This window comes from Treponema socranskii subsp. buccale (genome assembly GCF_024181585.1).
GTDB classification, from domain to species: Bacteria; Spirochaetota; Spirochaetia; order Treponematales; family Treponemataceae; genus Treponema_D; species Treponema_D buccale.
Window position 1 is genome coordinate 2,769,855 of sequence record NZ_CP054258.1, and the last position, 12,714, is coordinate 2,782,568.

A 12,714-nucleotide genomic window follows, 5' to 3' on the forward strand; every position below is an offset into this window, starting at 1 on the left:
TTTAGCGGTGCCCGCCAGATCAGATTTCACGTTTTTTCTTAAAAAAGTCAAGCAGCACGGCGATAATAATAACGATACCTTTTACGACGAGCTGCCACGAAGAATCGATGCCGAGCAAATTTAATCCGTTACTCAAAATCGCAATAAGCAAAACGCCGATGATAACACCGAATAAATTACCGATACCGCCGGTCATACTCGTACCGCCGAGAACAACAGCTGCAATCGCGTCCATTTCAGCGCTCTGTCCCGACGTTGATGTGCCGCTGTACATCCGTGAAGCCAGGCAAATGCCTGCAATCGCCGCCATAAGCGAGCTGAATACGTAAACGGTAAAAATTACCCGTTTTGTATTGATACCGCTGAAAGACGCCGCAACAGGATTACCTCCGGTAGCATAAAGGCTTCGTCCGAATTTCGTTTTATTTAATAAAATTCCCGTAACCGTGCAAACGAGAATTATGTAAACCACTTGGATGGGTACAACATTAAAAAGATAGCCTGTTCCGATAAATGCAAAAAAATCATTATCGACGGTTATCGTTTTTGAACTTGTATACAGCCGCGCAACGCCGCGCCCGATGTTCATCGTTGCAAGCGTGATAATAAATGCCGGTATTCCGGTAAAAGAAATCAAGCTTGCATTTATAATACCGATCAAAACTCCGATAAGCAGCGCCAGCAAAACGGCAACTGCAGCCGGCATATTGTAATTTGTGATAAAACCGGCGACAAAACAACCGGTAACCGCAATGGTGGAACCTACGGAAAGATCGATACCTCCCGTTAAAATAACAAGCAGCATACCGCATGATAAAAACATATTATTCGCAAGCTGTAAGAGGACATTGAAAAAATTTCTCGATGTTAAAAAAACGCTCGAAAGCACGCTCAGTAATACGCATAAAAGCAATAACCCGATTATAATCCCGAGTTGCTCTTTAATATTCGCATAGCCCGGTATGCGCTGTAACTTTGACACTTTGCCATCACTCATACTATATACCCCTACGTTGTTTTACATATCCTGCACAGCCAGCTTCATTATCTTTTCTTGCGTAAAATCCGTATCCAAAATACCCGTAACAAAACCGTTGCTCATCACGACGATCCTATCGCTCATATTGATAAGTTCGGGAAGTTCGGAAGAAATCAATATAATAGACATACCGTTTTTGACAAGCTCGTTGATTATAAAATAGATCTCCGCTTTTGCGTTGACATCGATTCCGCGTGTCGGTTCGTCCAAAATTAATATTTTCGGATTTACGGCAAGCCATCGAGCAATAACCACTTTTTGCTGATTACCGCCGCTTAATTTATTTACAGCTTGTTTAAGCGAAGTCGCTTTTACTTTCATCTTTGTACTGTATTTTTCCGCCGTTTCCGTTTCTTTTTCGGCGTCGACAAAAATTCCGTGAATAAAAGAATCGAGCACTTCTATCGTCGTATTAAACAGAATATCTTTTACGGGAAAGATACCTTCCGTTTTCCTGTTTTCGGGAACAAGTCCGAATCCGAATTTTACGGCATCTTTAACGTTACGAATATAAAGCGGTTTTCCTTCGAGTTCGATTTCTCCCGACCGTTTTTCCGTCAAGCCGAAAAGACACTTCATCGTTTCCGACCTGCCTGCACCGATTAAACCGGCAAAACCGAGCACTTCGCCTCTTCGCAGATCAAATGTTACGTCGCGTACCAGCTCTCCATCGCTCAAATGAGAAACCTTTAAAATAACATCTCCGGCATGAGACGCATCTTTCGTATAATAGTTTGTCAACTTTCGTCCGACCATCATCGAAATAAGTTCGGTGTTTGTAGTGTCTTTCGTATTTACCGTACCGATATACTGTCCGTCGCGTAAAACGGTGATTCTATCCGTTATTTTGCTGAGTTCGTTCATACGATGCGAAATATAAATGATCGCGATGTTTTTCGACACCAGTGTTCGAATCGTTTCAAACAAAACTGCGACTTCTTTTTCCGAAATGGAGGAAGTCGGTTCATCCATGACTATTATGCGGGCTCCGAAGGAAATAGCACGGATAATCTCTATCATCTGTTGATTTGCGATACTTAATTTTTTGGCTTTCATTGTCGGCGAAAAATGCAAGTCAAAATCGCCGAGCATCTTTTCCGTCTCTTTATTCATCGTACGCGAATCGATAAAGAAACGATTTTTCATTATCTGCTTGCCGAGAAAAATATTTTCAGCTATCGTCAATTCCGGCAAAATCATCAGTTCTTGATGGATGATGCTTACGCCGTGCAAAAAAGCGGAATGCGCATCGGCGATATGCACTTCTTTGCCCTCGATAAAAATCGAACCGCTGTCGGCAGGATAAATGCCGCCGAGTATTTTTATGAGCGTAGATTTTCCGGCACCGTTTTCTCCGAGCAGTGCGTGAACTTCCCCGGAACGTACATCAAAATTTATATTATCAAGCGCTTTAACTCCCGGAAATGATTTGCAGATATTTTTCATCTCCAGGACAAGCTTTCCTTTTATTTGCCGATTTTCCGTATCGTGTATTGCCATGCCCGTATTTCTATAATTTTGAAAAAATCGGCGAATCTTTTTACAAAATCCGCCGATTATCAATCGCTTATTGCCAAGAATTCAAATATTTTCCGGCATTGTTTTTATCGATCCAAAAAGTCGGAACATAAAATTCTTTTTCGTATGGTTTCCCTGCGAGAATATTATATGCAACTTCTATGGATTTTTTTCCGATCGCGATCGGCGACTGCGCCGCCGTACCGATAAACTGCGTCCCCTGTACGATAACCTGTTTCGATTCCGGCGCACCGTCGACACCGACAACGACCACTTTGGAATTGGCTGCTCGAATAGCACCGAAAGCACCCATGCCGCACTGATCGTTTACACAAAAAATCGCTTTTAAATTCGGATGCGCAGTAAGAATATCAGTCGCTTTTTCAAGACCCGGATCGGGTTTGCCCTGTGCGTCGAATTGATCGACGACTTTAAAGTTTTTATTGATCGTTTTCATAAAACCTTGGGTGCGATCAAGGCAAGCGCTGTTTGCAGGATAATCGAGAATCGCTATTTCTCCGCCGGCGGGAAACTGCTTGTTGATAGCCTGTGCACAAAGAACGCCGGCTCCTACGTTATCCGATGCGATATAAGAATTGACATAGGATAAATCGGCAACAGAAGTATCGAAGTTGATAACCGGAATACCCGCTTTTCGCAAATTGACAAGCGCCGGTTTGATGGCATCGCGATCAACGGGATTTAAAAACACCGCATCAACGCCGCGAGTAATAAAGTCTTCTATGATGTTAAGCTGTTTGAGGTTGTCTTGCTGTGCTTCGATAATGATAACTTCATCACCGTTCGCTTCCGCCGCGGCTTTTACGGTATTCGCGATCGTCTCAAAGAAATCGCTCGCAGCCCAATATGTTAAACCGAACACCCTTTTCCCGCTCTTGGCGGAATCCGCAGTTCCGGTAGCCGTCAATGTCGCCGTACCGAACGCAATAAGCGCAAGCACGACGCCCGCTATACGAAGTTTTTTCATAGTAGTCCTCCTGGATTATACCATTATGTTAATATTCAAACATGAAAATGGTAATCTGTCAAGTAAAAAGTTTAAATAATACCAAAAATATATTTTTATTGACATAATTATCATTATATGTGATAATTATGTTATTACTTTATCATCATAGGAGGCTTCCGCGATGACGATACAGCAATGCGGTATGTCGATTATAGGCGAAATAAGCGATACCTTCGCACAAATCGACATCTCTCAAGTGGACATCCTCATTCAAAAGATACAATCGGCAAAAAACGTGTTCGTCATAGGCGCGGGGCGGTCGAAAATCATGCTGGAAGCGTTTTGCATGCGTTTGAACCACTTGGGGTACAATGCTTTTGTCGCAGGAAATATCCCCTGTCCGCCGGCAGAAAAAGGCGATCTCATCGTTGCGGCATCCGGTTCAGGGGAAACGCCTTCCATCATTGCCGTGCTGGAGCGATTAAAAAAAGTCGGCGTCGATATCTTTTTATTCACCGCCTCTCCGAATCCGATCCCGCAAAATGTCGCAGACACCGTTTTGCGCATTCCGACCGCATATACGCTCGACGGAACGGGCGGCTGCAGCCGGCAGCTGATGCGGACGCTGTTTGAGCAGGTCGTCTTTATCATCGGAGAGGCGATAATCGAAAAGATGAGCGGCGATATTCCGGTCGAACAAATCATCAAGCGGCATACGAACGTCGAATAGCGGCTGTCGTTTCGCAAAATCACAATGGAGGCATTATGAAAGCGTCGTTTTTGGATCTGTCGATCGGGCAAATCGGTTACGTCGTACCGGATGTCGATGCGGCGGTAAAAGCGTATTATGAAAAATTCGGGATCGGCGATTGGAAAGTCTACACGTACGGCGCACCGCTGCTTTCGTTTATGAATTACCGGGGAAAACCGATTCGCTACAAAGCAAAGATCGCGCTCAGCTATTTCGGCAAAACGAGAATCGAGCTGATACAAAACCTCGAAGGGAAAACGATTTATACCGATTTTATCGAAAAGCACGGATACGGCGTTCAGCATTTGGGAATCTATGTCGCCGACATACAAAAAGAACTCGCAGCCGCACGAAAAGCCGGCTTTTCCGTCGTTATGGAAGGCGGCGGTTTCGGGCTTGACGGCGACGGTCATTTTGCGTATCTTGATACGGAAGAGGTATACGGCATAACCTATGAACTGATACAGCGGCCGCTTCGCAGACACGAGCCGGAAGCCGTATTTCCGTGACAGCAACCGGCACGTTATGAAACTATTGAACGAACGGCAAATACAAGAAGCAAAATTAATAAAAAATTCACAATTTTTAACGATTAAGCAACTCTCGCAATTTTTACACGTATCGGAGATGACGATCCGCAGAGATATGCAGCTGCTCGGCGAAAACAACCTCGTCTCTCAAGTGTACGGCGGCGTCGTACCGGTTTCAGGTGCGGAACAAAACGATACGGCTTATATCGCGGATGAAGAGCAGCAAAAAAACAAAGCGCTCAAACTGCTTATCGCTCAAAAAGCCGCCACGCTTATCCGTCAAAACGACGTCATCTTTTTCGATTCGGGATCGACCGTACAACTTTTGGCGGAACAGCTGCCGAACGATTTTTCGTGTACCGCGATATCGTCGAGCTTTAACGCGCTCAGCATTTTGACGAAATTGCCGAACAGCACCGTTATTACCCCGGGCGGCGTTTTTTCGCATAAACCGAAAGTCTTTTACGATCAGGAATCGATCAAAGCGATACAGCGCTACCGCGCAAACATCGCCTTTATCGGAGCGACGGGCTACGAACTTGAAATGGGGCCGACATGCGCATACGTCGAAGACGCACCGCTCAAGCACGCGATCATCAAATCGAGCAAAGAAAAAGTGCTCCTCATCGATTCGTCGAAATTCGGTTTGGTGAGCACATGTTCGTTCGCAAAGATAAGCGATTTTACGACGGTCATCACCGATTCGGGAATTCCCCGAGAATACGCCGAACAGATCGCCGAAAACAATGTACGGCTGATCGTCGTGTAGCCGTCATACCGTTTTCAAATATACATACGAGATTAAAATTCTATCAGTTTGATCGGAAATAATTTGCTCATGAATTTAAAATGTTTATCCATTGAATACAGATATAGGTTATGTTGTATTACATTTTGTGCTATAACCAAATCCGGTACACCGACCTTATTGATACCGTTCTTCAAGTTTTCCGTCTGCATTTTAATAATTTCGTTCCAATTTATATGTAAGACGACTTTTTCAATATTTAAAAGTAGATTTCGTAATTCATATTCTTTCTTTTGATTTATAAACGGCAACAATTCTGCTAAAATTAAATCGTTTACGACAATAGAATTGGTTTCTATAAACGTATCGAGCCGTTTTACTTCTTCACGACCTTTAAAATAATTAATCCATACCGAGGTATCTACGAGAATCATTGTTCTCTTTTCCTCATTGAATCAAGATCGATTTTTAAATCGCTTTTTCCGAAATATTTCTTTATATTTTGTATTTGATATCTCTTTATAAGATTATCTAAAGCAACATCGATTAATTCGGTTTTTGTTTTAATTTTTGTAAGGGCAAAAGCCTTTTTAAGTTTTACGTCTTCCAGTACAATCGTTGTTTTCATATACCCTCCGTCTACATATTATTAAAACAGACTATCTGCATTGTCTATGATAAGTGCGTATTCTTTGCGCAGATTTATCATCCGAAAACAATGTACGGCTGATCGTCGTGTAATCCGCGGCGTCGCGGACGGAAACGAAGTTCGCGCCCGCTTTTAAAACACCGCCGCCTGTCGTACGGTTTTCCGCTCCGTTTACGGATGCGGCGCTTTATCGTCAATACTCGTACGTCAGTTCCGACATACCGACGAGTTCGGTAACCGTCGTGCCGAATTTTTTTGCGACTGCATACGAAGAAATCCGTGCGATATTGCCGGCGGTGTCGTATTTGTAAATTTCACGGGCGATCGTTTTTCCTTCGGCGTCGCTCGTCGTGATTTCGTTGAGCACGCCGTCGCTGCCGTAACGGAAGTAACTGCGCTTTTGTACCGCGCCCGTCCCGTCGATAAACGTAATCGCGTCGATTTTGCCGCCGTCCGTATACGCGTAGTCGATCTCTTCGTCAAGCGAACCGTCCGCATAATAATGATTTTCGACCGAAAGCCTGCCTGCATCGTCGTACGCATATACGATTTTCCACACGAGCTCGCCGCCTGCGCCGTAGTACGATTCATCGGTGAGGAGGCTGCCGGTATACGTGTACATCGTTTTATTTTTTAATCCGCCGTCTTTTCCGTATTCGGATTCGTCGGTTTTATTTCCCGCCGCACCATACGTGACGGCACTTTTCCAAATGAGCGCATTGTCCGCATTGTAGCCGTCCTGTGCGGTAAGTTTTCCCGACGCGTCGTAGGTATTTTTGATTTTATTGACGAGCGTTCCGCGTCCCGTCATCTCGGACGATTCGATTTCCCGTCCCGCTCTGTCGAATACGTGAATGATTTTCATTTCGGGTGTACGGAAATACTCGCCGAATTTCGCCGTAATGCCGTAATCGATACGCGTATACTTTTTCACCGCACCTTTGAGCGGAACATACTCCGTGACATCGAATGCAAACACAGAAACGCACATGACAGCTGCAGTCAGTGCAGCGAACATCTTTTTCATACAGCCCCCGTAATTACCGAATCGTTGTAATCGCTTTTTATCAATTAAATTTCAAGTTATTATACACGTAATCGGCGGCCTTTGTCAAAAAGTTTGAAAACGCCCGGCGACAGTGCCGAGTCATGTCGTCTCGTCTTCAGGATAGTTTTAATTTACGATCAAGCGAGGGAAATGACGAAATCGAGCATTCCCGCTTCGGCAGTTTTGATGTTTTCAATTCACGCTCCCGTGAGGGAGCGACGCTGTTACACCCAAAAGGATACAATGATATAATTTTAACATAGATAACCTCGAGTGGCCACTGTGCCCGAATTGCGGGTATTTTTTGCCGTTTGCCGGAAAAGTGAAATACCCCTATCCGCTTTACGTGCTTATAAAGATATACGCGCGAGCGCCGCACTGCGCAATAATCCGGTATTATTATTAACTTCATAAAACCTATTGACAACACGTGTTATACGTGTTATAACTGCATTCAGCATGAAAGACAAAGACCTTTTGAAGTTATTATTAAAAGACGGCTGGGAGTTAGTATCAATAAGAGGCAGCCATCATAAACTCGCAAAAGGCGGAAAAACCGTTTCGGTTCCCGTACACGGTAAAGATGTCAAGAAAGGTCTTTTGGGGGCAATTCTGAAAGAAACCGGTTTGGAGGTAAAGAAATGAAAGTTATATATCCTGCTATTTTTCACGCTGAAGACGGCGGTTTTTGGGTAGAGTTTCCCGATTTGCCCGGTTGTTTCACGCAGGGCGATACGGAATCCGAGGCGTATGCAAACGCTGTTGAAACAATGGAGCTTTTTTTGCAAGATGATTATACGATCGATACCTTACCTACGGTGTCGGCGGCAAACAAAATTAAAACCGATAAAAAGAGTTTCGTATCTCTTGTTTGTGGCGAATTTAAAGTAAATGAGAAAGCAGTAAAAAAAACCTTAACGATTCCGTTTTGGCTTAATATTCAAGCGGAGAAAGCCGGAGTCAATTTCAGTCAGACCTTACAAGACGCATTGTGCAAAAAACTGAATGTCGTTGTTTGACAATAAATGCTTAAAGCTGCATTATAGTTGTCGGTGCAATATCGCTATCACGCTCCCGTGAGGGAGCGACAAGTAATTGTGCCGCATCCTTTGCATCCAGCTGCGTTTCAATTCACGCTCCCGTGAGGGAGCGACCACATGGACGCCTGCATCGTTCGACGTTGTCCCGTTTCAATTCACGCTCCCGTGAGGGAGCGACGTTTGCTAGTGCGATCAATTTCAGACATTTACGTTTCAATTCACGCTCCCGTGAGGGAGCGACAAGCGGGAACGTTCAGACATCAAAGTGGTGGCTGGTTTCAATTCACGCTCCCGTGAGGGAGCGACAAACAATCAAACAAAATAAAATACCAGTATAAGTTTCAATTCACGCTCCCGTGAGGGAGCGACTAACGTATATCCGCAAAAACGGGCGGACGCAGGTTTCAATTCACGCTCCCGTGAGGGAGCGACATAAACCGTTTCGCGCGCCCCTCGCCGACAGCGTTTCAATTCATGCTCCCGTGAGGGAGCGACCTCTGTCAAACATACGCAAGATTAACGTTTCTGTTTCAATTCACGCTCCCGTGAGGGAGCGACAAACAATCAAACAAAATAAAATACCAGTATAAGTTTCAATTCACGCTCCCGTGAGGGAGCGACTAACGTATATCCGCAAAAACGGGCGGACGCAGGTTTCAATTCACGCTCCCGTAAGGGAGCGACTACCATTTGCCATCGTAGTTCGATACCGACACCGCGTTTCAATTCACGCTCCCGTAAGGGAGCGACTTTACCCCTGCGTATACTCCCCCGCCGAGTGCGAGTTTCAATTCACGCTCCCGTAAGGGAGCGACCTTACAGCACGGCGTCGTGATTGATATGTTCGACGTTTCAATTCACGCTCCCGTAAGGGAGCGACCACACGCATTATATCCCCGTGTCCGTTTGTAATGCTGTTTCAATTCACGCTCCCGTAAGGGAGCGACCGCACAATGGGAGCCTTAAACGACACAACGTATGTTTCAATTCACGCTCCCGTAAGGGAGCGACTCCTGATGATGATTCCGATTTTATTATGTGTAATGTTTCAATTCACGCTCCCGTAAGGGAGCGACTGCGTGGTCTCGTGATTGCGCAGTCTATTCTTGTTTCAATTCACGCTCCCGTAAGGGAGCGACTTGCGTGGTCTCGTGATTGCGCAGTCTATTCTTGTTTCAATTCACGCTCCCGTAAGGGAGCGACATATATGAGTTTTAGACAGATCAAAACCAATCGGTTTCAATTCACGCTCCCGTAAGGGAGCGACGTAATACACAGCAGAAAAAATTTTAAAGATGTAGTTTCAATTCACGCTCCCGTAAGGGAGCGACCTTTCGAAAATATAAAACGTTTCTCCGCCGCGTGTTTCAATTCACGCTCCCGTAAGGGAGCGACAAATTTTACCAACTTGGAGTTTCCGTCCAAAATAGTTTCAATTCACGCTCCCGTAAGGGAGCGACGTAATGATTTTGATTTTGTGAGGAGTTTGAAAATGTTTCAATTCACGCTCCCGTAAGGGAGCGACCTATTGCGTCTCAACAGATATCTGCTGATTTGGTTTCAATTCACGCTCCCGTAAGGGAGCGACGATCACGAGTAATTTGATTTTGTTCAGCAACAGTTTCAATTCACGCTCCCGTAAGGGAGCGACTTTGAGCACGACAGTTACAACAATTACCGCACGGTTTCAATTCACGCTCCCGTAAGGGAGCGACATAATGTAATAAACTCGACGCACCAAGCGATAAAGTTTCAATTCACGCTCCCGTAAGGGAGCGACCTAATACGATACACGGTCAGATGGCTGATAAAAATGTTTCAATTCACGCTCCCGTAAGGGAGCGACTCAGCAGATATCTGCTTCTCTTGAGCAACTCAAAATGTTTCAATTCACGCTCCCGTAAGGGAGCGACTAATTCGGCAGAAGTCAAGGCAGTAAAATCCGAACGTTTCAATTCACGCTCCCGTAAGGGAGCGACGGGATACCGGTGTATCCCTGCCTGTATCTCGTAGTTTCAATTCACGCTCCCGTAAGGGAGCGACGCTTGGTAGTAAGTTATTAAAATCTGGAAAAAAGTTTCAATTCACGCTCCCGTAAGGGAGCAACATTTTGTTGCGGAGGTTTTTTGTTATGACTAAGTTTCAATTCACGCTCCCGTAAGGGAGCGACCCGGCAGAGGTACCAGCAGCCACAAGCGGACTAGTTTCAATTCACGCTCCCGTAAGGGAGCGACTTAGACAAATCAAAACCGATCGGAAGATCATATGTTTCAATTCACGCTCCCGTAAGGGAGCGACTCATGTAGCTAAAGACGCAACAGCACGATACGGTTTCAATTCACGCTCCCGTAAGGGAGCGACAAGAGCGTACAACTCATGATTACGCAACAAACCAAGTTTCAATTCACGCTCCCGTAAGGGAGCGACTTACGCTTACGTATGCACCCGAGTATTTGCCTCAGTTTCAATTCACGCTCCCGTAAGGGAGCGACCAATGCGTATAATGAATCTCAACAGGATTTTGTGTTTCAATTCACGCTCCCGTAAGGGAGCGACTATCCGATTAGATCTGATTTTGAGCGCTTTATTGTTTCAATTCACGCTCCCGTAAGGGAGCGACCTATCCGTGCCAGTACGGCCGCCAGTCACAAAAGTTTCAATTCACGCTCCCGTAAGGGAGCGACCCAAGAATATTAACTCCGAGATTGGCTCCGCCAGTTTCAATTCACGCTCCCGTAAGGGAGCGACTTGAGCCTCAAGTTTCATTTTCAGTTGTTCAAGAGTTTCAATTCACGCTCCCGTAAGGGAGCGACGTGCTTCCTCAGGTCGTTCCGTTGTATAGTCGTGTTTCAATTCACGCTCCCGTAAGGGAGCGACTCGCCGTACTCACCGCACGCGATATAACGCAAAGTTTCAATTCACGCTCCCGTAAGGGAGCGACGCCGATATGCTTGCTGACGCTGGCACTGGTGCCGCGTTTCAATTCACGCTCCCGTAAGGGAGCGACCCAAATCCTTTTCAACAACTTCGTTGAGACGGTGTTTCAATTCACGCTCCCGTAAGGGAGCGACGGAGTCACAGTTTGCGAAGTATGAGAAGCCAAATATGTTTCAATTCACGCTCCCGTAAGGGAGCGACGTTTGTTAAACGCTTGTTAAAATATCTTCTATTGTTTCAATTCACGCTCCCGTAAGGGAGCGACACCGCAAGCAACCACTCATGATTTTTAGTCTTAAGTTTCAATTCACGCTCCCGTAAGGGAGCGACTCCGCCGCGATCGTTGTTTGATTTGTCTTATCAGTTTCAATTCACGCTCCCGTAAGGGAGCGACATCAAACGCAAGTTGCGCAACCTGCTATAGACAAGTTTCAATTCACGCTCCCGTAAGGGAGCGACCGAATAGCAACACCGAGCTGATAAAACTTGCCAGTTTCAATTCACGCTCCCGTAAGGGAGCGACTTATTACAATGTTATAAGGAGTTTAGAAATGAGTTTCAATTCACGCTCCCGTAAGGGAGCGACCGTACGCCATCTCTTATACAAAGTATGACAAGGGGTTTCAATTCACGCTCCCGTAAGGGAGCGACGCACCTTTGTAGCCAAGTCGCAAACTATGTAATAAGTTTCAATTCACGCTCCCGTAAGGGAGCGACACCACGACGCAAACAAGCAAACACCTGCTTACCACGTTTCAATTCACGCTCCCGTAAGGGAGCGACAACTCCTTCTTGGCCTTCGGGTTCTGCTGATACGTTTCAATTCACGCTCCCGTAAGGGAGCGACAAAAAAGCCCGTTCACGGCTTCTGGAGCTTGGGTTTCAATTCACGCTCCCGTAAGGGAGCGACCCAAATCCTTTTCAACAACTTCATTGAGACGGCGTTTCAATTCACGCTCCCGTAAGGGAGCGACATAACAAGACCGCGCAACGACGCGAGCGTAAGCGTTTCAATTCACGCTCCCGTAAGGGAGCGACGCGGGTGATATCCAATGTTGCAGTCGCAAGATTCGGCGTTTCAATTCACGCTCCCGTAAGGGAGCGACATCGAGCTTTGCTCGATCGGATCTATCGATGTTGTTTCAATTCACGCTCCCGTAAGGGAGCGACAAATGTACAGGGGGAGTAGCACCTAAAAGATTAGTTTCAATTCACGCTCCCGTAAGGGAGCGACATAAAGCGGAAACCGCACGATCAGATAAACCAAAGTTTCAATTCACGCTCCCGTAAGGGAGCGACGCTTTTCAACAAACTGCTGCTGGGATGCATTATACGTTTCAATTCACGCTCCCGTAAGGGAGCGACATCGAGCTTTGCTCGATCGGCTCAATCGATGTTGTTTCAATTCACGCTCCCGTAAGGGAGCGACGTTACCACAAGGGACTTCAATAGTACGATTTTGAGTTTCAATTCACGCTCCCGTA

At 45.8% G+C, this 12,714-nt stretch carries 11 protein-coding genes and 1 CRISPR repeat array (1 of these 12 cut by a window edge); of the genes, 5 read left to right on the plus strand and 6 right to left on the minus strand.

The window, feature by feature from the left end; genetic code table 11:
- Positions 1 to 19: 19 nt before the first annotated feature.
- From HRI97_RS12415 to HRI97_RS12425, 3 genes are all read right to left on the minus strand, one after another.
- The gene (locus tag HRI97_RS12415; protein ID WP_301338893.1) at positions 20 to 997 is read right to left on the minus strand and encodes an ABC transporter permease; all 978 of its coding nucleotides are present in this window, start codon (positions 995 to 997) and stop codon (positions 20 to 22) included.
- Between the two features lie 21 nt (positions 998 to 1,018).
- A complete protein-coding gene (locus HRI97_RS12420; protein ID WP_253725821.1) occupies positions 1,019 to 2,539 on the minus strand; it encodes a sugar ABC transporter ATP-binding protein in 1,521 nt (506 codons plus the stop codon).
- Between the two features lie 67 nt (positions 2,540 to 2,606).
- Entirely contained in the window at positions 2,607 to 3,545 is a 939-nt protein-coding gene (locus HRI97_RS12425; protein ID WP_253725822.1) for a sugar ABC transporter substrate-binding protein, read from the minus strand.
- Between the two features lie 163 nt (positions 3,546 to 3,708).
- Here HRI97_RS12425 and HRI97_RS12430 point away from each other — a divergent pair, with 163 nt between their 5' ends.
- The 3 genes from HRI97_RS12430 to HRI97_RS12440 are packed head-to-tail and all read left to right on the plus strand — an operon-like array spanning position 3,709 to position 5,577.
- Positions 3,709 to 4,257 (plus strand): SIS domain-containing protein, encoded by a 549-nt coding sequence (locus HRI97_RS12430; RefSeq protein ID WP_253725824.1) that lies wholly within the window; start codon positions 3,709 to 3,711, stop codon positions 4,255 to 4,257.
- Between the two features lie 35 nt (positions 4,258 to 4,292).
- Complete coding sequence (locus HRI97_RS12435) at positions 4,293 to 4,787, plus strand: VOC family protein (protein ID WP_253725826.1); 495 nt, start codon at positions 4,293 to 4,295, stop codon at positions 4,785 to 4,787.
- Between the two features lie 16 nt (positions 4,788 to 4,803).
- Positions 4,804 to 5,577 carry a DeoR/GlpR family DNA-binding transcription regulator gene (locus HRI97_RS12440; RefSeq protein ID WP_253725827.1) on the plus strand — a complete coding sequence of 258 codons (774 nt, stop codon included), beginning with the start codon at positions 4,804 to 4,806 and terminating at the stop codon, positions 5,575 to 5,577.
- A gap of 32 nt (positions 5,578 to 5,609) precedes the next feature.
- Here the strand turns inward: HRI97_RS12440 and HRI97_RS12445 are convergent, their stop codons facing one another.
- The 3 genes from HRI97_RS12445 to HRI97_RS12455 all read right to left on the minus strand — a co-directional run bounded on the left by HRI97_RS12445 (position 5,610) and on the right by HRI97_RS12455 (position 7,232).
- Entirely contained in the window at positions 5,610 to 5,990 is a 381-nt protein-coding gene (locus HRI97_RS12445) for a PIN domain-containing protein (RefSeq protein WP_021329701.1), read from the minus strand.
- On the minus strand, positions 5,987 to 6,184 hold the full coding sequence (locus HRI97_RS12450) for a type II toxin-antitoxin system VapB family antitoxin (protein ID WP_021329616.1): 198 nt from the start codon (positions 6,182 to 6,184) through the stop codon (positions 5,987 to 5,989). The genes HRI97_RS12445 and HRI97_RS12450 overlap by 4 nt, the downstream gene beginning before the upstream one ends.
- 214 nt (positions 6,185 to 6,398) lie before the next feature.
- Complete coding sequence (locus HRI97_RS12455) at positions 6,399 to 7,232, minus strand: hypothetical protein (protein WP_253725828.1); 834 nt, start codon at positions 7,230 to 7,232, stop codon at positions 6,399 to 6,401.
- A gap of 480 nt (positions 7,233 to 7,712) precedes the next feature.
- Here HRI97_RS12455 and HRI97_RS12460 point away from each other — a divergent pair, with 480 nt between their 5' ends.
- Both HRI97_RS12460 and HRI97_RS12465 read left to right on the plus strand, forming a co-directional pair.
- On the plus strand, positions 7,713 to 7,898 hold the full coding sequence (locus HRI97_RS12460; RefSeq protein WP_253725830.1) for a type II toxin-antitoxin system HicA family toxin: 186 nt from the start codon (positions 7,713 to 7,715) through the stop codon (positions 7,896 to 7,898).
- Positions 7,895 to 8,272, plus strand: a complete 378-nt coding sequence (locus HRI97_RS12465; protein ID WP_253725832.1) for a type II toxin-antitoxin system HicB family antitoxin — start codon at positions 7,895 to 7,897, stop codon at positions 8,270 to 8,272. The genes HRI97_RS12460 and HRI97_RS12465 overlap by 4 nt, the downstream gene beginning before the upstream one ends.
- Before the next feature lie 104 nt (positions 8,273 to 8,376).
- Positions 8,377 to 12,714: a CRISPR direct-repeat array (repeat unit 31 nt; unit sequence GTTTCAATTCACGCTCCCGTAAGGGAGCGAC); it runs 1,495 nt beyond the window's last position.